This is a genomic window from Pseudomonas sp. NBRC 111132, from assembly GCF_001320565.1.
Classification (GTDB): domain Bacteria; phylum Pseudomonadota; class Gammaproteobacteria; order Pseudomonadales; family Pseudomonadaceae; genus Aquipseudomonas; species Aquipseudomonas putida_P.
On the sequence record NZ_BCBI01000016.1, the window covers coordinates 67,633 to 87,657 of the forward strand.

Consider the following 20,025-nt stretch of genomic DNA (forward strand, 5'->3'; position numbering starts at 1 on the left):
AAGTGGTGCTATTCTGAAAGTCATGAAAATTTCTCGATGCGCCATCGGTAGTAAATGAAGTGTAGTAGAGATATTTAATGGTGATTTACTTCTAAGATTTAATAATCGAAATCAGAAAGCTGTTATCGATTACAAGGAGTTGCTATGAGTCGAAACATTTTGGCGCCTCTTATTCCCGTGTGCGAGGGGAAAGAAAACGATCTATCAACTGGCTCGGCGCAACACATTATTGAGTCAGATTTGATCGACTCACAGAATGACGCATTTCCGCTTAATAGTTGCGTGCGAAGGGGTTTGGTAAGCTGGTCGATGGAGGGTAGCCAAAGTAATCGATCTGTAGACACGCAAGGGCCGTTTGATAAGCGCGCATTCCGATATGACGGCGTAACAGACCATGAGTGCCCTGGCAATCAAAACACGCCCGCATTGCCCTCGATTTGGTTTGTAGAGGAGGTGAAGGGTTTCAGAATGGTTCTTTCCGAAGAGTGGTATTCAGGTGACGCGAATCACACTAGATATACGTTATTTTTTGATATGCAGTTTATAAGTGTTTCTCAATCATTTGGGATAGCTGCGGGGCGGAGATGTAAAGGCGGAGTTCAGGATACTGAAGGAGACATGGCGATTACCTTATCTCTGCGCCAGCGTCGTGTTGCTGATAAGCATATTTTAATGGTTTTTTCTCTTGCCGGAACAATCTGGAAGGATCAAGAGGGTGGGATTGGTAATTTCATTTTAAATATATTAAATGGGACAAATAACCAGCTATTGCACTCTGAGCCGATACTTGCTCCATATCGAAAAGTCATGCTTTTGACAGATATTTATTCAACTGATCTTGTCCCTGATGGGCATGAATTCAAGGTTGAGATAAGACATGACTGTGTTCATAAAACCCAGTCTCTAGGTAAGTACTCGATGGCAGGGGCTAGATTTGATTCCTGCTTGGCGATAGAAACTGCGAGGCAAGAGATATAGGGAGGTTGATATGAGTGATATATCGTGCGGATTAGCGGTGGAGGATCTCGATTCGATTGCAAAAAAAATTAGGGAAAAATTTCCTTCGCTGCTTCCTGGCGAAGATACTGATTATCCAGCTTTCCACGCACCGGAAGCACAATTGATAGAACGTGCCATACAGGTAAATTTGGGAGCTAGTTTATCCTGCTTTGCAATGGAGCAACTGTTAGAAGAAGCTGCAGTTTTGGTATCAAGATGTGCTCAGGCAAGAGAGCTCAAGTTGGATCTTGAGGCCAAGGCGCTTGATTTTTGGCTTGAAGTTGAGAGTCTGGAGGCACAAGAGTTAGTCCGCCGACGGCAGATTGCCGCTGGAGAGTTCTCGCTGTCAGGTCATACGAGCCGATTAGAAGCTGAACTTCACGATACCTCAGAACAAAGCTTTTCAGAGGCGCTTAAACTTAAGCGCATTGCCGAGAGTATCCGGGGTACTGGAAGTAGACTGGGACAGGAGCGAGTCCAGCTCTCGGGTTCAGTAGCATCTCTGTCAGCATATACTAATTTTGCAGCTGTAAGAAAAGCTGCTGAAGAACTAGCTGAGAATACCTTGAGCTGTGAGTTGATTTCTGCTCAGGCAGATACATTTTCTACAAATCCAAGCGTGGTGTTCCACTCAAAAATGAAAGAGGTAGCAGATAGCCGAGTAAAATACGAGCTAGTTAATGAGGCGGCGAAAGGCGATCTATTCGAAATTGAAGTCAGCGCGCGGAAAAAGCGGGCCGCATTTGCGGTTCAGCCAGGAGTTGGTCTGAACTATAGAGAGCGAATGCTTGAGAATCAGGCTCTCTTCGAAAGGGATTTTATAAGTGCTTACAGTCGGGCGGTGGCAGTAAGGGAAGGTTTTGAGTCGATATTGGGTATTTCAGTTCCCATTCCTGGTCCAGCGGCTTCGCTTTCCGATTTTATAGTTTGGATCAGAGAGCGTACTGAGGATCTAGCTAGTCTTTCAGGGCGCGAAATTGTTACCTCTATTTCTTTTTCACTGCGTACACTATGTGGTGCTCAAGGATGGCAAGAAGGCGTAGCAACGGGAAGTTTTATATTTAACGTTCCAGCCTCGCAATTTGGCGATCTAAAGTGCGTCCGGATAAGGGGAGCAAGAAGTTTCTTGAAGACTAATGCTGTAGGTTCTTGGTGCCTCAATTACAATCTTCCGACATCGGCTGAAATTATCCAGCTTGATGGTAAAAGCAAAATTTTATCTCAAGATAACAGCGCTTGTCTTTGGTTTGGGAGTGTGACGTCCCGTCGCCCAGATCATAGAGAGGCAAGCTGTGGCGGGCGCTCTGTCGTCGGTAGATCTGTTATTGGTCAGTGGACTGCTTTGGTGGCGTCGCAGTCTGATGAGGGCGAACCTCTTTCTGTGATTGATGACATTAAAATTGAGCTCGATATTATTGCTTATAGGTAGGCTGCTATGCCTGATAGGACTTTGACTCTCCATAATAGTAATGACTTGCTTCGCTTTAATTATTTGGCTGGTCTAAATTCGCTGCCGCCGGAACGATCTGATGCATATGTTGTTCGTGTATGGGGATTTCGACCGACTGATTTGTTGGAAAACTCAGTCGAAGTCGTGGGGCAGGGCTTTGCTGAACATTTAGCACGAGAAAAACCATCCGGCGCGCCAGGCATTGATATTGACGTCAGGTATAATACAGAGCATCTCCCAACGTGGGAGAGACCTATCGTTAGATCACCGGTTAGCGGAGAAGTAGTTTTTTCAGGCGGTCAGTATGGCACTGTGCGTATAAAAGATAAGAATGGTTATGAGCACAGGATTCTTCACATGTATCTGGATTCTGAGGGGCCAATAGGTGGGCGCGTTTTCCCTCTCGGTAAATATGTAAAAAGAGGTGATCCGATCGGTGTGATTGGAGATGTTCACCCTCTCCGAAAAATCCGTGATCATGTGCATTATTCGGTAATAAAGCCAGATGGTGGCTTCGCAGATCCCAAGAAATTATATTTCGGTGAGGATGGTGCAGTTGAGCGTTACAAGTCATTTGAAGACCAACTCTTGGACAGCCTAATTCAGCGACGCAATGAACTAAGGCAGCAGGACTACGATAGAATTGATGCTCCCGATGTGTCTGGGCTCGCATGAGCTATTGGTAAACGCAGTATTCAAGTCGGCCCAGGAAGTCATCAAGGAGTTCTAGGTTGTCTTGGTCTTCGAGCAGGTCAATCGGCCTTTGCCGTCAAGCCCCATGGCAGGTTTAGTGAGCCATTGCTCGGATAGGTTGGGTGAACCTAATACGGCTAATGCTTTTGCATGTGCATACGCTGGGCGCAGGACCTGAATGCGTTGATCGTATGTGAGGTGCTTTCCTTAGACATCTCTAAGCCTCATAAGAGGCCCAAATAGAAGGTGCCCCGCAGATGTCGCCCAGCGCTTGGACATGCACCGTGCACAGCCTTTACGCCTGGCTCTAGGTCTACAGGGGCATTTATTTAGCTCTGCCATTCGCCCAGTCTTTCGGCGATCCGGGCCTCTAGAGCCTCCACTGATACACCATGGCTCAACACGAATTTTTCCGAAAGCGCGGAGATTTCCTTCAGTAGTCGCCCAGCTTCGTCCAACATAGATTGCAGCCTTCTGTGAAGATCGCTGTAGGCAACGTCGTCATCCAGAGCTTTCTTGCTATCTGCGTTTGAGCTATGTACCAACCAGTTTCGGTCCTTTAACAAGGCCTGGAACCTCTCCAGTACGTCATTAGGAATGTGTTCACTTTTGGATAGGCGCGAAATGCTACCTCCAAAGGTCTTCTTCTGGGCGTCGGTTACAAGGAGGTTGCCTTCTTCCTCCCCCATCTGCGGTTCCGCTTGCTCAACCAATACAAAAAATTGGGCCGTTGAACCCTCAAGCGTCTGGAGCTGCCACAACGTGAAGCCAATTGCCTGGCAGATCTCACCAAACCGCTCAGATCTTTTGTGAGTGTTAGCTGCGTTCATTTTCTTTCCGAGTAGCGAAATAAGTTACAGGTTTGATGAGGGGAGAGAGAGCCCAGCACTGGGTGCCGGGGGACTCGTAGGTGGAGGGGCCGCTGGTTCTATGGAGGGCGCTTTCAACCTTGCCTTGGCTTTTTCGGCTTTACGCTGCTCGCGTTTCCGGGCCGCTTCAAATTCCTGCATCGGATGCGTCACGAAATGCTGGCGGTATGTTTTGAGAAGCCCTTGATCATTGCCGCTCATGGCCTGGCCAAGCACGTACTCGGCATCACGCAGCTGGATGTCCAATTTTGGGTTTTTTGCCTGTGCAGCTTTCACCATCGCAATCGCGTCATCGGAAAGCTTGCCACTGGTCCACAGTTCGAACCTTTGGCGGATGTTAGCCCACTCAGAGTGCGTTTTTACAAATCCCCTGATCACGGGGATACGTTTATCCAGCCATTTCTCCACCTCGGCATCATCCAAAGTGCTGATGGGGTGTATCCCTTTGCATTCGATGAAAACAACTTCATGGCCCGGACGGTAGGCAAGCACGTCGATCTCCGCTTCTGCTCCGATGCTGTCCTTGACGATCCGGTTCATCTCCTGGGGATATCCCAAAAAGGTAGAACGCGCGATCTGAGCTACCGCGAATTCGAAAAGGCTGCCGCGCAGCGTCGACGCTGCACCTTCGATTCTGGACAAATCGTTGAAAATTTTGTCCAGCGCTTCAGGCGCTTGTGTGAGCTTTGCTGTGTCGGTCAGGACAGCACAAAGATTCTTCAATGCTAATGCGACATCGCGGCCAAAAAGGCTCTCGGTTGTCGCCGGAATGATGCCCTGTTCCTTGAGAAGGGCGAAAGCTTCAGTGTGGTAGCTTTCGGCGACAAAAATCTGAAGACATTTGCTCACCTTCCTGAGACTACGCAGCGTGACACATTTGTTGACGAACCCTGCCAGATGGGCAGCGGTCACCCCCCCGTTGAGGGCAAGGTCGCAAACGAAGAAACCTGGTTTGAGAGTTGTGTTGACGTACTCTCGCATGGGGAATAAGTACGAGGGTCCAGCTAGGTCCCAATTGAACGTCCCGACCTTCGGTAACGTCTCGGAGCCCTCATCCTCGCGGGTTTCAACGGAATCGTAGCTCACCATTCCCAAGTTGCGGGCCCAATCCTTGACCGCCAAAAGGGTTACCTTTTCTGCGATGAGACGACCCTTCATTTTTGCCCACGTCGAGGTCACTTCGAGCATCTGGTGGTGATCGCATCGCACCACACAGGATTCGCCCCCTGGAAGCGCCACCTCCTTTACAAGAGTCGCTTTCACCAGTCGCTCCAGCAGAGTTTCTGCTGAAATGTGTTTCTTTTGAGCAACTGGTGCACCGCAAGCAATAAGAAAATGGCGGCGGGGCATCACGTTGCCTCGAAGCGCAAGAGCCTGTAATGCCGCAAAATAGGCACTGCGCGTTTTTTTCAGAGCCTCCATCAAATTATCGAAGAAAAACGGAGACCCATACTCCTCTTGGAGATAGCAGAAGCGTGCCCGATGGGGAAAGATGATGTGATTGAGACGGGTCATACCAGCGCACCCACGCTCAACACGCTTTCTCGCCGCTTCGGCGTTCAGGCCGTATTTTGTCTCAAGGAGCTTCGACAAATCACTGCTCAGCAAGGGTCCAGTTTGCTTCAAAAGGTCGATGAGCGCATTGTCAGCCATGTTCGTTCTCGAAGGATGTCACACAGCGCTATTTATACTCCTTGTAAACAAGGGTCAACGCTTCGTTTCGGCGCCTGTTGTTGGGCCTAGCAAAAACGGGCGTTTCAGCGCGAATTTCTCTGGTTTTTGCTCAAAATGTCACAAAGCCTTTTTCAGGCCCGCATTGCCACCTTTGCCTTCAGTACCTGGAAGCAGGACCTGCGAGTGATCTCCGTAGGCTGATCAAAGATGATCGCCAAGCTGTCTTGAGCCTGGGGCTTCGTAGCCAAGACCGTATGGGAATGCCATCGATGACGACTATCTTGACCAGTTTCATGTACCAGGCGAAAAATCCCACATCCCAGAATCTTGGAGCTGATTATGGATGAGCATCGCGACACACCTGTTCGACTGGATTACTTCCGTTTGGTTAAGCGCCTGAATGAGCATCTGAGCAACCTCGGCGATGAGCGAATCGATGAGCAGATTCAAGAGGCCTGGGCAGGGTACTTTCAGGAAATGGCTATCACGCAGGAGGAGATTGACGTTATCGGCCCTTGGTACAACAGTCACTACACAGTCAGTCTCTCGATTCCCACTCTGCGCCGTTATGTAGAGCATCTTCGAACGCATTCTTTTTTGCCGGGTCAACGGCTTGTAGATCAGGTTGAAAGTGATGCAGCTGCAATCCTTGAGGCGTGTGCATCAATGGGGCTGGCTGGCCACAGGCTCTCTGACGCACTCTTCCAGGCTGCCGCGTTGGTTCACCACGCTGCCTACCGTGCAAATTATCCAAACATCGATTCAGCCTGTATCCGGCAGGAAATCGAGAGCCGCGCACGGCTCGCGGATTACTTCTCACGTGACATTTTGAACGAAGCTCAAAATGGGATCGGGGCCGCAGCCAAGCTAGGCAAGACTCTTTTCCACGACAATGAAATCTGATCTTGGCACAGTGGTTGTGTGCCTGGGCATCCATCAATACGACCCGTGATCCAAGCAAGGCCCTGCGAGTGATTGATGGCTTCTACCACGGCGAGTGGCGCGCTTGGTCCGGCATACATTCATCAGCCAACCGCCAAGCAGAGAGACGCGATCGGTGTACGGTTCCCGCATTAGACCCCTCCCTTGTGGGGGTAGAAAATTCCTTTGCGCCACAAATGGCGCGTTCTGCGGGTGATCGCTGGTGTGTTGAGCGCTGGTCGCTTGTTCGGCGGTCTGCTGCACATGCTTGATCGCTTGAATCTCTGAATAAAAGACCCCGCCAATCGGCGGGGTCTTTTTTAGGTCCGTCGAGGGAAACGTCCATCATCAACCATCAGCTCGATGAGCATGCTGATAGGCCAACTCGGCCTCGACCTAGGCTCACACTACCGGCTGGATCTTGCGACCACGTAGCTGAAGGGTTAGTTGAGGATGCTCCTCCACCGCTCCGCGCAGTTCGATGGTGCCACCCTCATAGTCAACGCGCCCCTTGGCCAACAGGGTGTAGTTGTCGATGCCCACGACGTTCACATTACCGTCACGGTATTTCCGAACGATAAATCGCGATTCGAAATCGCCAGATTGGGTAGGGACTTCCCCCTGATAAAGGTAATGAGGATCGCCTCCATTCACCGCGCCGTCCTTCACAACCACGAGCCCCTCACCGAAATCACCTGTGCTCGCGCGAAATTCCACATGAAAAATCCCACCGGCCATACGTCATAACCTCGATTGATTGGAGAGCAGAAGCGTAGTTCATAAAGGCTAAGGGGCTGGTGAGACGCTGTAACTTTCTGTGTAGCGAATAAGGCGAGGCATCGTGGAGCGGCGTGGGAGCGGAGATGGCCAGACTTTTTCAAGAAACGGAGCCGGCGGATGAAACCAAGCAAACTGAATTTTGTAAGGTGCTAGGCAGAGGACAAGCAATCGTGCTTCGAAGCCAGTAAAAGAGGACCGTTCCAAGAATGAATCCAGTAAAGACAATCGTTGCCGGCCTACTCGGGGTCATGCTGATCTTCCTAGGCGTTGAACTCCCTATTGCCCGCCCTTTTGAAACGGTCTATGCCTTCGCGGAAAATCCAGCCTGGGGGTTTGGTCCAAGAGAGCTTGCGCACTGTGTGGGTTTTGCAGGATGCACACTGGGATTATGGTCTCTGATGAGATCTTTCAGCTCCCAAAGCGGTCGGCGCATGAATTTTATCGCCGCCATTGGAGGCTTATGCATGTACCCAGTATTTCTGAGGTGGCCAGAGTGGATGCCATTCACGATCGATTACGGCTTACGCAAGTTCATATGCACCATCGGCATCCCATTTTACCTTCTAGGTACGTTAATGATACTGCGCTATGTGAAAGACTGGCCCAGGCTCACCGAGCCATTGCCTGCAGCGCTAATGAGTGGCGGAGGTATGTGGTTATGGTCAATTTCCTGGGAGCTCGGCGTTCAACCCTTTGAGTCCGCCTATGGAGGATCACCCCGCGGTTACATCCAGTGGGCACAACTGATCAGCGATTTCATTGGAATTTGGACGCCTGTGTTTGTGCTAGCGACCTGCGTGGGGAGGTCCACGGTCAGAAAGAAAAACCGCTTTCAGCAACACGGGAAATCTCCTAGGTAAGCATGTGGCTGGAAGGTCGGTACTCCCAGGAGGTCCCGACGTTTCGCGGGCTACAGCCCGATTGTGATAGAACGCAAAACCGTCGCAACCTGTCCCCAAGCTGGTTGGGGCCAAACGCTCTAGAGAGTTAAAAACTGTCGCGGCCACAGCCTGGCGCGGTATTTCCTGTAGAGGCCGCCGCAGAGAACGGGTAGGACGCACTGTGGATCCACTGCATCATCCTCCGTCGTTGAAGAAATCATCCTTCGCTATCAAACCGAAATCATCATCCGGTATTGCGCCGTTCTCTTCGAAAAGCCCCTGAGTACGCCGCTCTTGCTTGAGGCCAGCAACAGCTTGGAAAAAGCAGTCCTCACACAGGTGTATCTCCCACCGCTCACCGTCATGCTTTGATCCATACCCCCAATGAGCCTGCAACGTTGCGAATTGAAGGCCTCCGCCATTCACCCTCGTGGTGAGTCGGCAGACATCGCAAACAACATCACTGACGCCTTCAATTTCAACCATGCCGATAACTTTCATCTCTACCTCCTATACGCCAGCGAGCGCATGAGAGCAGATCAGCCCCGAGTGTTCGTATCGCGTGAAGGGCCGCCGCTACTGGTAAACACCCAAGCGAGTGCGTTCTAGGTAGTCCACCACAACCTTGAAGCCCACCGAGGTATTAAGCATCTCGAAGGGAACCAGACCTGACAGATGCTTGCAGGGTCGTTCCAGCCAATGCTCGGCGAGGGCTTGAGAGCCGAAGACCGTGACAGCAAGCTCCAGCCCCTGGGCGTACTGGACCGCTACTGCGCTCTGCTGGGAATTCAATCGGACTTCGGGGGCACTCAGCCGCTGGATGGTCCGAGCAGACTTCCCCATGATTTGCTCCAGGAGCTTGCGGGTTTTGAACAAGCACGACGAGTGGACCATCGCCTGGACATTACTGAGGGCAAAACCAGCTTGGACGAGCCGCAGGATGTCCAGATGGCTCAAGCTTCCTGTTTCAGCCTGGGTCAACAGGAACATTGCGGCGTGAGCTGCCGCCCCAGCTTGAGGATTCAATGATGAAGAACTCATTGGACTGACCTCCCAATGCTCTGAATGCCAGATTAAGTCCGTTTCACTCTCATAGCACGAGAATGGTGCTCAGCCAGCGGCGCTGCTCGCTTCCAAACCTGGGTTTTGCAGATTCAACCGATTGAAACCAAATCTCTCGAAATGAGGACTGAATTAGGGGGTTGTCATAGGCATTTTGAGCAGCTAGGCTCTGGCCAACGGCCCCTACAGGGTGGCCGTTGGCCAGAGCCTGACGGGAAATTTACCCCTTGAATTTCGTCGGATCTGCCACACTACAGATGAGGAAGTCAGCCAAATGGAAATCGGCGCGCTGCAAGGCTTAACGTCTTGCCCACATCCTTCTCGATTGCCTTTGGCCAGCGTTCCACACTGCTCGGAATTCGGAGCTTCCTACTCATGAGTACAGGCATGTTCAAGCCGGTTCACGGTGCGCACGCCGTGGTTGAAACAGTGTTTTTCTTCGAGTTTGCAGCTCCGATTCTGTCGGACAAGGCAATCGAGGAACACCTGCCGGCCGTCTATGCCGATATCCTTGCTCGCGTTGATAAGACGGGATCGATTGAGGTGAGCTTTGATGCTGCCACTCGCCAGTCGAGCCAGCGCGAGATCTTCACGTACACGTTTTCCAACGGAGGCGATGAAGAATCCGAGGCTCCTGAATGGGCTGTGCGCATTACCGACGGGCTTCAGATTTCCATCCATTGCACTGCTTACACTCGATGGGATGCCGTGTCGAAACAGGCCTTCCAATTCCTGGATAAGCTGGCAATGCATGCCGAGGCCGCGCTTGATTTGAGGTCACTGGGGTTCAAGGTAGTAGATCAGTTCCGGTACGAGCCGTCTGAGGGTCCCTATGACCTACGCCTGCTCTGTAACCCGGACAGCAGCTACTTGGCCCGCAAAAACTTTGAGTCCGGTGACCGCTGGCACAACAATTCCGGCTGGTTCTGGACGCACCCCAATGGGAAAAAGATACTGAATCACCTGAATGTGAATTCATCAGCCGTAGCGGTTCAACACAAAGCTCCTCACACCTACGTGACCATTGATCATGTCCAGGTTCTGCGACGAGAGGAGGAAGGGGATGCGTTGCTCGGTTCGGTTGACGCAGACCAGTTCTCTCGCATGGTCCATGAATTCTTTGAACCGCTTCACGATCAGAACAAGCTGGTGATGAACGACCTGCTAACGGAGGACGCTTGCCGTCGTCTGAGCCTGGTCGTAGGAGGGAAGCAATGAACGCGACGATGCTCAGCAATCCCTTTGCGAACGCTCAAGAAACCACTTCTGGCGGTGGCAAATGGCTGCCGCCTGTAAAGGAAAAGGGTAAGAGCAAGATCATCTACGCGAAGGCCGGCACGGTTCAGAGAACGGTTAAAAGCACTGATTGCTTCACCGTCTCCTACACCTGGGCCTCGCGAGTCATGTTGGTTGGTAGCCCGGTGGAGAGCACGCTACGCGGACAGTCGAAAGTCAATCAGTTCCCGCTTTACGACTTCCGTCCGGCTCACACTCTCAAAAACAGCCTGCTGTCGAAGATACGTGGCCTGCTCGACTTGGAGCCAGGATGGGATGGCTACACCGCAGAAGCGCCGGCCGGCGCGGCTATTGATGAAGCCGAGCAGTTTTCGAGCAATGTACTGCCAGCCGATGGGTTTCAATTGCCCACGGTGACGGCAGCAGCAGATGGCGAGGTTAACTTCTCTTGGAAGAACGCTCTCGGCTATATTGATCTCGGCTTCTACGGTGACGGAAGCTACTCCTACTATGCCAAGACAGCAGTAGGTCAGGAGTTCATGAGTGATGAATCTTCTCTGACGGATCACCTTCCAGAGCAGGTTTTGAAGATTATCCGGGGAAACTGAGTTCATGGAAGTGCCGCCACTGTCCGATGACGAGAGCTTGGTCAGAGCCTTTTTTTGCCCAGAGCATCACGATGGCCAGGCATTCCTGGCCACCGCTGTGAGCCTCGATGACCTGAAGGACCGTGGGTTCAGTGTTGATCGCCCGACGCTGACACCACTGTCTGTACTGACGCATCGAGTGGATAACCAGCGTGCAAAAAACCCTGAACAACGGGAGTTTCCCAAGTACTCGCAGCTTTTCTATTCCAAGCTCAAAGAAGACCGGAACGCTGAAGGTCAACACTACTTCGAGGTTCAGCCATCACCCGTCTTGGAGTCGGGAGACATGCCGGGCAATCCTGGCCACGCGTCGATTTACAGTGCCGACAAAAAACTAGGAAATGGCGGCCTTCGCAAGGTCAGAACGGCGCTCATCGAACATTTGAACAACGTCGTAGAGCTGGAGCACATCCCCTACATTCGCGATGAAGCGCCAGAGTGATCAGCCGCTTCGAAAAGTGAGTTGATCCACCTCGGCCCATTGACCCCTCAAGATCGCTTCTTCACTCCCAAACCTCCAAGCAACTCCGGCAGCACTTGCGCGGCGCTGCCTATCAACATGATCTCTCTGTCTCCCCCCAAGCTTACGTCCTCAAGGTTTACGTGGATCACGGTGGCATTCGCCCTTATGGCCATCTCAGGTAGGTCCGCTGCCGGCCTCACTACACCAGATGTCCCTACGGAGATGAGCACGTCGCAGTCCCTGACAAGCCGCATAGCCGACAGCCAAGCATCCTCAGGTAAATTCTCCCTAAACCAGACTACTCCCGGTCGAGCCCGACCATTGCAGCGACAGCACCTGGGCGGCTCAACCAGCTCGCCCTCTTTGGAAATACTCAACTGCTCTGGCTCCAGCGCAATTGGACGGTGACATGCAAAGCACTTCACATCCAGCAGGCTTCCATGCAGATGAACAACTGCATCTACTCCAGCCCGCTCATGAAAATCGTCGATGTTCTGGGTGATCACCGACACGTCCCAGCCAACCTCCTTCAAATTGCTGATTGAGTGATGACCGGCGTTAGGTTGGGCCAAGGTGACTTGGCGCCGGCGCCACAGATACCAACCCCATACCAGCGCGGGGTTCTCTCGAAACGCGTCAGCGGTTTCCAAACGCTCTGGGTCGTGGTTTGCCCACAACCCAGTGAGCTTGTCTCGGAAGGTCGGTATGCCGCTTTCGGCTGAGATACCAGCACCCGTGAAGAACACGATTCGCTTGGCTTGTGCCAGCACTCCGGCCGCTTTCTGCATGTGGGTCATGATGCACACCTGGGCGCTCAGTGAAGCCCTATCGTTTGGAGAGAAGCTTCATGTAGGCGCGAGTTCGCGAATACCGATCTCGGCGCTCCAGACGCTGTGCAAGGCGTGGCAGCAAGGAGAAAATTTGCGATTGTTTGAGACACAGGTTCTGGTCCGATCCGAATCGCCGAATGATCTCAGCCTTTAGCTCACGTTGAAGCTCATCGTCCCTGTTCTCCCAATCGACTCGCGGATTAGGGATTCTGGCGGGCTTGGCCATTTGATTCGCCTGCCCATTCAACCATTCTCTGTCGTTTCGATGCAGCCAGATATAAAGCGATTGGCATTCGCGGCGAAGCTCAGTAAGGGAGTGCGATGGAAAACGCAACTGAAGCTCAGCCCATCGTAAACGATGATCTGCCTGATCGAGAGCCATCCGTCGAGCTGACCAGGACACTTGAACCTCAGGCTCGGCGCGAAGCAGCTTGTTCACCGTGGAGATGGTGAGTTGAAACTCACGGCACAGATCATCTTTAGGCATCCCTACTGCAAGACGGCTCAGTAAAAGCGCCCTGAGTTCAGGCTTGAGTCGCTTAGGTCGAGGTTGGCCCTTTCTTTTGGCCGGTGATACCGAAACGTCAGGGTTTTGGGGTAACGCCGTCGGTGCAGAGGCCGCACTGCTTTCGTCGCAAGCGATATCGTGGCAGACAGCAAAGGACGAAACCTCGCCGAATAACCAGGTAATCATCATCAGGTGCTTGAGCGGATGAATATGCCGGCGTGGTGAACGCACCATTTGACTGATGAAGCTGGTGGCGGCGACCTCAGTGGAGGGTAGGTATACATACGGATGAAACCTTCGCAATGGGCAGATATGCCTCAATAGGCCATGTGCTGCGCTCTCTACCGGTAGCCGCTCGCGGTAAAGCTGGGCGGCCACTACCGGATCAAAGTGCGCTGCTATTCCCATAGATCCCAGATCACGACACGCGCAGGCCAATAGGGCTAGGCGCTCTTGTTCCATTGGGGTGATCACACCGTAATCCAAGTCGCGTAACGTGCCAGTGCTGGGCATCGTCCAACTGAAACGGCCGCACCAGCGACGGTTTTGAACGCATTCGCAAAGCACTTCGCCGTGTTCATGGCAGATCACCACGCCAGGGTACTGATGAGGCAGATGCCAATACGCGACCCCGTAGGATCCCAGATCCTTGGCCATGCAGGACCGGCACGCTCGCAACGGATGATCCGCACCGAATCCCCCACAAACTAGGCCGAATTGGTACTTCAGCGATCCCACTGATGGGCCTCTGATCTGAGCAAGAGCACCAGCGACTGAGCTATCCGACTGAAAAGGTGAAAAGAACGGAAATATGGTGTGCTGCTCAACGATGGAGATGGCTCCTCCCCAACGGCCGCAGGTATTCAGCTCGAAGGCATCCAGACCACACGGCAGGTCGTGCTTGATGCTCCGCTCCGAGAGGCCGAAAAGCTGCTTGGATGTCGAGCCTGGGCGGAGGTTGCCCGACAGGAAATGCAGGCGGCTGCAAAGACTGAAAAAGGTCTCTCCCGGTAGCCAAGCGGGGAAAACACCTAATCTGGACGCATCCAATGGCACTTCTCCATGCAGACTCGGGGAAGAAAACGCACTGTGGATAACTTATTGTAGCCCGCTGTCAGTTGTGGATAGTCTGTTTGGGATTAACGGATAGGGCAGATATTACGCAACTCTGTTGCAATGTGGATAACTTTCAACTTATCCAAGTGAAACCTTTTGCACACAATTTTCGAAAGGAACTATCGCTATATCAAGCAGATATGAATGGGACCGGAATCTTGTGAGCGCTCTTTAGTGATTTTTTGTAGTTGTCAATGCAGCTTTCATAGCGTTACCATGCGCGGTAATCGCTATAAGCGTAACTGCGAATCGATCTAAAAATGCGCGTATTGGGGAGTATGCTTATTTACCAAACTTTGCTAATAGCCTAGAACCTAAAGTTATGCGACCTAGAACGATAGCTCAGTGTTTAGAAAAGAGTGAGGAAGGAAGAATGAAGAATTCTGGTTAGCTTTTTGGAGAGCCAGAATAGACAAAGGCCTGAGTTTTACCCCAAGCCCCTGTGTCAAGATTCGAGCCCTGACACAGCCATTGTCTATCCGCATGCGCGGGGCGTCAAGCCCTGCCGGTTCTCCTCGTCCCTAGAAACGTAAATCCGGGTGTTCCGACAGCACCTGGTCGTGTGCGTACACCAGTCGTACGCATGTACTCAGCTTGGCCACGTGATCGAACCTAGTGGCCTGGGTATAGACAACAATGATCTCCGAAAAGACGCTGAAACGGATCAAAGACCGTCAGGGCAATTTCCGCTGGGGGGATGATTACGTCCCCGCCATTTGTGCCGTGCCAGGTGAAGCTCCAAAGACCTCAAGGATCTGCCGCCTCAACAGCCGCAAGCTCGGCCGCACACTTCACCTGTTGTCCATTCCTGAGCGAGTCTTCACACAGTTGGCGTTGTTCAATCCAGCTGTGTTCGAGATCCATGAGCAAAAAATGCTGCATCCCGTGCCGCATGTACATCCGCTACACGGCCACCCTCTCGCGCTCGGCTTGAGCCTCAATCCCCTAGTCGGAACGCTCGCCGCAGCGAAGGAAATAGGGTTGGATCATGCAAAGGTGGTGATCGAAACATCGAGCGGCGAACGCCAGTGGTCCGCCTATCCCTACCTGGGCGACCTGCTGATCTACCTAAGGAAAGCAGACGCGGCGCCCTATGCCCTCAACTGGAACATCAAACTGTCCAAGTTTGATTTTATGGAAAAACGGCGCTCTCAAGTGAAATCATTGGATGCGCGCAGGAAAGATCGTGAACGCGCTGAATTACGTCTTCGCTTAGAAGAAAAATATTATGCAAGCGCCGGCATCAGAACAGTAAACCTGTCACTCGACGATATTGATCCAATTGTCGTCGCCAACCTAGATCAGCTTTTTGGTTTACATGATCGTCCTCTGAGCCTCGACTCACAATTACTGGAGGACTTCAGCCACCGACTACAAGAAGATTTTAAAATCGGTCGCCCTCCGGCGCTGGCAGCCATCGCCTACAGCAATAAGTGGGGGCACCGGGACCAGTTCATCGCCCGCATATATCAAGATATCTGGAATAGAGCGCTGCCAGCCGACCTATTTCAATATATACAGATTGACCAACCACTCAGGCAGGCCCGGTGCGAGGTCCTTGACTACTATCGCGATTTCTTCGCGGAAAGCGCTCCATGATGGCGGGATCGCGGCTCATCGCGCCGGAGGGCTGCGGTGAGCTCGTCAAGGGAACGGAATACCACTTTCTCATCAGTGATGGTGGGTGTAACCGCGTCCGCTTGGTCCGATTCGATGAAAACGGGTCATCGGCCAAGCTGCTCACGATGACCAAGCTACGCTTCGAAGCGGCGTTGGAGGATGGTGAGATTGTTGAGGTAGGCAGCCATGATTATCCGCCATGGCTGGCAGCGGCAGCTGGGATCGAAACAAAATGGCGTGAAAGCAGCCGCATTAGCCCGAAACAGTCCTACGAGGAGAAAGTTGACGACCGCCTGATGAGGATTGCAGAACTTATTCCCCGGAGTGCGGAAATACTCGCTTCCGACGATCCTGAGGCTGAAATAAATTCCCACGCCAGAGCTTTCAAACCGAGGCAAAATCCAGCACGGATTAGACTTTGGTTCTTCACTTACCTCGTATTTGGGCAGACCAAATGGTCACTAATGCCCCGTTTAACTGGGTGCGGTAAATGGGACAGGACTGAGAGAACTGATAAGAAACTTGGTCGCCCCTCCCGTCATGGTCAGAGTCATGGGTATCCCATTACTCCAACCATGAAGGAAAAAATTCTGGACGGATTTTGGAAGAATAAAGGGGTACAAAAGACCAAGGACGAGATATACGGAGAAGTATTGCGTAATACTTTTGGATGCCGTGCTCGTGAAAGTTCAGCGGAGAAAGAGTTTTATCATCCCAACGGTGAGCCCTTTCCGAGCTTTACTCAATTTTGGAATTGGGTCAAGAAATTAACTGAGCCGGCCCCCCTCGTAAAAGCGATGAAGGGGCTAAGCGCTGCCCGTGCCAAATCTGGCGATATTGGAAGCTTTGCGCATATGATTGGAAACTTAAATCAGTTACTGGAATTCGATGGCTATTATCCGAGTGAAAAGATATCAGGCATCATCGAAGGAGCTCCTTTAGACTCATTTTGCGTAGTACGCGCAGTGTGTGCACTTTCAGGTGCAATTGTTGGCATCGGATTTGCCAGAAATAAAGAGAGCCTGGAGGCATATCGAATGGCCTTATTTTGTATAGCAATAGGTAAGGTCAAATACTGTGAGCTATTTGGAATCGAAATCAAGCCAGAGGAGTGGCCCTGTGTAGGGCTCTCTAGCAAGATGGTATTTGATAGGGGACCCGCAGTGCATATGAATGTTTCTGAAGCGAAAGAGTGGCTAGGACGTCTAGAAGCGACACCAACACATAGTGGCCAAGCAAAAGCCACAGTTGAGTCATCCCACCCGAGGGATAAACAGTTCAAGGATGAGCCAATGTACGCTCATAGCGGACTCAATCTCGTTGAGATGTCCCGTAGAGAAATCCGTAGGGTAATCAAAGACAATGAAACCTCAGACGCAAGTGGACGGATGGATGAAGATATGTGGTTGGAAGGTTTCTCACCAAGCCCACTTAACATTTGGAAATACCACGATTCGCTAGGCCGGAACCATGGCATTAATATGTCATTTGAACAAGCGGTCAGAGAGTTTTTGACACCTATGCCTGCGGTGATCCGTAAAGGAGGCGTTTTCTTTTTTGGAAGAAAGTACAACTCTAAATCACTGACGGAAACGGGCATATTTGATCGCGTTGCTAAAAAAGGCGTGATTAACGTAACGGCTTACAGCATGACGATGTGCGTTCGTCACATATGGATCGAAGTGGAGGGTAGGCTTTACGAACTCAACTTCGTTTATACCGCAAGCACAAGGCCGGGCAGCGCAGATATCTCGCTGGAAGATCTTCAGTTCATCAACGAGGCGCGACTGCAAGCTCAGGCAAAACGCCGGAACGAAAAAGTTGCCATTGAACAGCATCATTATCAAGAATTTGAAAAAGAGACCGGCAAGAAATGGCATGCGGGGGTAAGGAAACTCGGACGTCCCGCAAAGAGCCAGGAAACGCAGCGAGACATAGATGATCAACGACGACTGCTGGGTAATAAATCATGATCGAGAAATTGCGAACTAGATTCGAAGGTCTGATTGACATCGAGTACATACGAAAAAAGGTGACGATCCGTCCAGAACCCGTTGGCGACATAGATCGACTGCCACCAATGCTAGCTGCACACATTCTCGAAATGGCACTACGGCAGATTTTCCTACCCAATCAATTCAGCCTAGAATTGATTGCAGAGCTGGTAGGGAGAGCAGCTGTCCATTCCGCCATGTGTTCCGAATCAGAGCAAACGTTCGTCAAAGGTATGTATTACCCCGCACCAGCCGAAACGTTTCCAATCTGCCTTACAGGGTTAGCGGGTGTAGGTAAATCGGCGACCATCGACGCGCTACTTCGCGTTATGCCCGGGCCCACTGAGTTCAAAATTGACCATTGCATGGAACCTCAAACGGCCGAGTCTTTCTGGTACGCCAGCGCTAAGGGTAAAGCGTCTGGTAAGCAACTGCTCACAGATTTTCTAGGCATTGAGGTGACTACCCGAGAGAACGCTTCAATCCTCAAATCAAGAGCCCAGCAGCAAGCAAACCAACGCGGCATCTCACTGGCTATCCTTGAGGAAATGCAGCATTTGACCCCTGGGAAAGGTGTAGCTCTTACAACCGACATATTGCTTACGATGTCCGGCCTTGGATTGCCTATGGTATATGTATCAAACTTCAGCTTGGGGCATAAGCTGCTAAAACGTAATCAGGAAGACACCCAACGCTTGATAGCACAGCCGAGAATCATGTGGCCGGACGCTCCAGAGTCAAAAATCTGGACTGACTTCATAGAAGAATGCATCACTGTGAGTGATGGCCGAATTCGGGCCAAACCCGCAGATTTCTCCCATGAAATATATCGTGGGAGCTATGGGCTTAAGCGTGCAGCCATTCACCTGATGGTTCAGGCATACATCCAAGCTCGTACATTAAACCGCACACGGATAGAAATTGAGGATGTCCATCGGGCTTATATCTCAAGTTCGTATTACTCGTACCGCGTAGACGTTGAGGAACTTGAGCGAATCGCGATTCAAAAAAACTCCAAGCGCGATGACCTCAATTGCCCATTCGGTTCCCCGATACGGTCAAATGTAGTGCAGTTCGTAAGGAAGGAGCGCGACAATCGTGTTGCTCAAGCTGCTTTCAAAGGTGCGTTGACGGCTGAGGAGCGTGAAACGCATAAAAGCCTGAAACTGGATACGGACATGAAAGTTCAAAAACATCAGCGCCCTAAGCGACCCTCTTTAGGGAAACCGACAAATGATGATCTGGGGAACGCATTCAGCGATTATTTTGGCGATAAGGATGACGAGTAGTATCTAGGAGCTTCCCGGCACTCGATACGCATAAGGTCATCTACACTCTGTAAAATATTATCTGTATCACGTAGGCTATTTATCAAAGCAGCAAAGCTCCCATACAACAATGCTATAACTTCAATAATGTTTTGAGAATACCTACCATCAGGGCGATAATCTAAACTTGTATCTGAAATTCCTCTAAAGCGTTCGAGCTTCCAGTTTATTGCGATCAACTGCTCCTCAGTAATCAATCTCTCCATGGCTATCTTAGTGGCTTTGCCCGCAAGCTGCGCTATAGCAGACTCCAAATCAACAGCAAAATGCGACTCTCCGATTTCCGCAAAAATTTTTGCGAATGTCAGCTTATATTCGCTTGTATTTTTCCTGGACTCGCAGTGATGGATATAGCGTCCTTTGCAGCCGGTCCAAAGGAGATCATGACCGTATCCTTGGCCATGATATCGGATATCTCTACCACATACTGGGCATTGTCTAAGCAGGATTGTATTGTGCTTTGCACATACCTCGACATATCTGTGGTCACGTCTCCAGTAAGGGAAACCAAGCGACTCAATGTCTTCTTTTACACAATCTATGCAAATTCCAGCTAGCTGACATTCTGTCTCAAATCTCGTATAGCAATCCTTATAAATTTTTCTGGTATAGCTGCGTTGGTCGAAATCCGGAAAGACACCTACCTGCGAATAACTCGTGTGTTCATGCAGCAGACGATTGAATCCGTAGGTATCAGACATGCCTAGCAGATCAGCAATAATCCCGATTGACTGTCCTCGCATGTAGTACCTGGATATTTCCTTGAGCTTGATCGACTCGGGTGAGCGTGGAGCCAGGTAGAAATGCCTTTCGATAAAGGAACGCAGAGACTCGTGCGGTTGGATGGCGAGCAGCAAGGAGGAGTACCTAGGATTTCAAGGCAGCGGAGGGGCAGCAGAGCGGGATCTGCGCTTGGAGCCCACAGAGGCTCCAAGCGAGACAGACTTTAATATT

The 20,025-nt window shown here is 51.3% G+C and carries 18 protein-coding genes; 10 read left to right on the forward strand and 8 right to left on the reverse strand.

Translation table 11 applies throughout. The features are described from left to right. Positions 1-144 precede the first annotated feature (144 nt). The 3 genes from APH35_RS28815 to APH35_RS28265 are packed head-to-tail and all read left to right on the forward strand — an operon-like array spanning position 145 to position 3,124. Positions 145-978, forward strand: a complete 834-nt coding sequence (locus APH35_RS28815; protein WP_148043760.1) for a hypothetical protein — start codon at positions 145-147, stop codon at positions 976-978. Between the two features lie 10 nt (positions 979-988). After that, on the forward strand, positions 989-2,428 hold the full coding sequence (locus APH35_RS28820; protein ID WP_012274901.1) for a hypothetical protein: 1,440 nt from the start codon (positions 989-991) through the stop codon (positions 2,426-2,428). A gap of 6 nt (positions 2,429-2,434) precedes the next feature. Further along, positions 2,435-3,124: a M23 family metallopeptidase gene (locus APH35_RS28265; protein ID WP_082425758.1), complete on the forward strand. Its 690-nt coding sequence runs from the start codon at positions 2,435-2,437 to the stop codon at positions 3,122-3,124. A gap of 347 nt (positions 3,125-3,471) precedes the next feature. Here the strand turns inward: APH35_RS28265 and APH35_RS10280 are convergent, their stop codons facing one another. Together APH35_RS10280 and APH35_RS10285 are read right to left on the reverse strand one after the other, a co-directional pair. After that, positions 3,472-3,972 carry a hypothetical protein gene (locus tag APH35_RS10280; protein WP_060514737.1) on the reverse strand — a complete coding sequence of 167 codons (501 nt, stop codon included), beginning with the start codon at positions 3,970-3,972 and terminating at the stop codon, positions 3,472-3,474. Between the two features lie 24 nt (positions 3,973-3,996). Next, positions 3,997-5,664 carry a hypothetical protein gene (locus APH35_RS10285; protein WP_060514738.1) on the reverse strand — a complete coding sequence of 556 codons (1,668 nt, stop codon included), beginning with the start codon at positions 5,662-5,664 and terminating at the stop codon, positions 3,997-3,999. Between the two features lie 360 nt (positions 5,665-6,024). Here APH35_RS10285 and APH35_RS10290 point away from each other — a divergent pair, with 360 nt between their 5' ends. Further along, the gene (locus tag APH35_RS10290) at positions 6,025-6,588 is read left to right on the forward strand and encodes a hypothetical protein (RefSeq protein WP_060514739.1); all 564 of its coding nucleotides are present in this window, start codon (positions 6,025-6,027) and stop codon (positions 6,586-6,588) included. 420 nt (positions 6,589-7,008) lie between these two features. On the opposite strand, the gene APH35_RS10295 is transcribed toward APH35_RS10290, so the two are convergent. The 3 genes from APH35_RS10295 to APH35_RS10310 form a co-directional block, all read right to left on the reverse strand. Next, positions 7,009-7,344, reverse strand: coding sequence for a GrlR family regulatory protein (locus APH35_RS10295; protein ID WP_060514740.1), 336 nt, complete (start codon positions 7,342-7,344; stop codon positions 7,009-7,011). A gap of 1,118 nt (positions 7,345-8,462) precedes the next feature. Beyond that, positions 8,463-8,768 carry a hypothetical protein gene (locus tag APH35_RS10305; protein WP_060514742.1) on the reverse strand — a complete coding sequence of 102 codons (306 nt, stop codon included), beginning with the start codon at positions 8,766-8,768 and terminating at the stop codon, positions 8,463-8,465. A 75-nt stretch (positions 8,769-8,843) separates the two neighbouring features. Further along, positions 8,844-9,308, reverse strand: coding sequence for an antitoxin Xre/MbcA/ParS toxin-binding domain-containing protein (locus APH35_RS10310; RefSeq protein WP_060514743.1), 465 nt, complete (start codon positions 9,306-9,308; stop codon positions 8,844-8,846). 408 nt (positions 9,309-9,716) lie between these two features. Here APH35_RS10310 and APH35_RS10315 point away from each other — a divergent pair, with 408 nt between their 5' ends. Genes APH35_RS10315 through APH35_RS10325 form a run of 3 tightly spaced genes read left to right on the forward strand, consistent with a single transcriptional unit; the run spans position 9,717 to position 11,654 of the window. Continuing rightward, positions 9,717-10,547 (forward strand): TIGR04255 family protein, encoded by an 831-nt coding sequence (locus APH35_RS10315; protein ID WP_060514744.1) that lies wholly within the window; start codon positions 9,717-9,719, stop codon positions 10,545-10,547. Continuing rightward, positions 10,544-11,173, forward strand: coding sequence for a hypothetical protein (locus APH35_RS10320; RefSeq protein WP_060514745.1), 630 nt, complete (start codon positions 10,544-10,546; stop codon positions 11,171-11,173). The genes APH35_RS10315 and APH35_RS10320 overlap by 4 nt, the downstream gene beginning before the upstream one ends. Before the next feature lie 4 nt (positions 11,174-11,177). After that, positions 11,178-11,654, forward strand: a complete 477-nt coding sequence (locus APH35_RS10325; protein WP_060514746.1) for a hypothetical protein — start codon at positions 11,178-11,180, stop codon at positions 11,652-11,654. A 47-nt stretch (positions 11,655-11,701) separates the two neighbouring features. Here APH35_RS10325 and APH35_RS10330 read toward each other — a convergent pair whose 3' ends face one another. Continuing rightward, a complete protein-coding gene (locus APH35_RS10330) occupies positions 11,702-12,472 on the reverse strand; it encodes an SIR2 family NAD-dependent protein deacylase (protein WP_060514747.1) in 771 nt (256 codons plus the stop codon). A gap of 28 nt (positions 12,473-12,500) precedes the next feature. Further along, a complete protein-coding gene (locus tag APH35_RS28270; RefSeq protein WP_082425762.1) occupies positions 12,501-14,069 on the reverse strand; it encodes a TnsD family Tn7-like transposition protein in 1,569 nt (522 codons plus the stop codon). 696 nt (positions 14,070-14,765) lie between these two features. Here APH35_RS28270 and APH35_RS10345 point away from each other — a divergent pair. The 3 genes from APH35_RS10345 to APH35_RS10355 are packed head-to-tail and all read left to right on the forward strand — an operon-like array spanning position 14,766 to position 19,032. Next, positions 14,766-15,728 (forward strand): hypothetical protein, encoded by a 963-nt coding sequence (locus APH35_RS10345; protein WP_060514750.1) that lies wholly within the window; start codon positions 14,766-14,768, stop codon positions 15,726-15,728. Then, entirely contained in the window at positions 15,725-17,722 is a 1,998-nt protein-coding gene (locus tag APH35_RS29335; RefSeq protein WP_060514751.1) for a hypothetical protein, read from the forward strand. Before APH35_RS10345 ends, APH35_RS29335 begins: the two co-directional genes overlap by 4 nt. Further along, positions 17,719-19,032: an ATP-binding protein gene (locus APH35_RS10355; RefSeq protein ID WP_060514752.1), complete on the forward strand. Its 1,314-nt coding sequence runs from the start codon at positions 17,719-17,721 to the stop codon at positions 19,030-19,032. The genes APH35_RS29335 and APH35_RS10355 overlap by 4 nt, the downstream gene beginning before the upstream one ends. Here APH35_RS10355 and APH35_RS28825 read toward each other — a convergent pair. Beyond that, complete coding sequence (locus APH35_RS28825; protein WP_156341212.1) at positions 19,005-19,928, reverse strand: hypothetical protein; 924 nt, start codon at positions 19,926-19,928, stop codon at positions 19,005-19,007. The two genes, APH35_RS10355 and APH35_RS28825, sit on opposite strands and share 28 nt — an antisense overlap. Positions 19,929-20,025 lie beyond the last annotated feature (97 nt).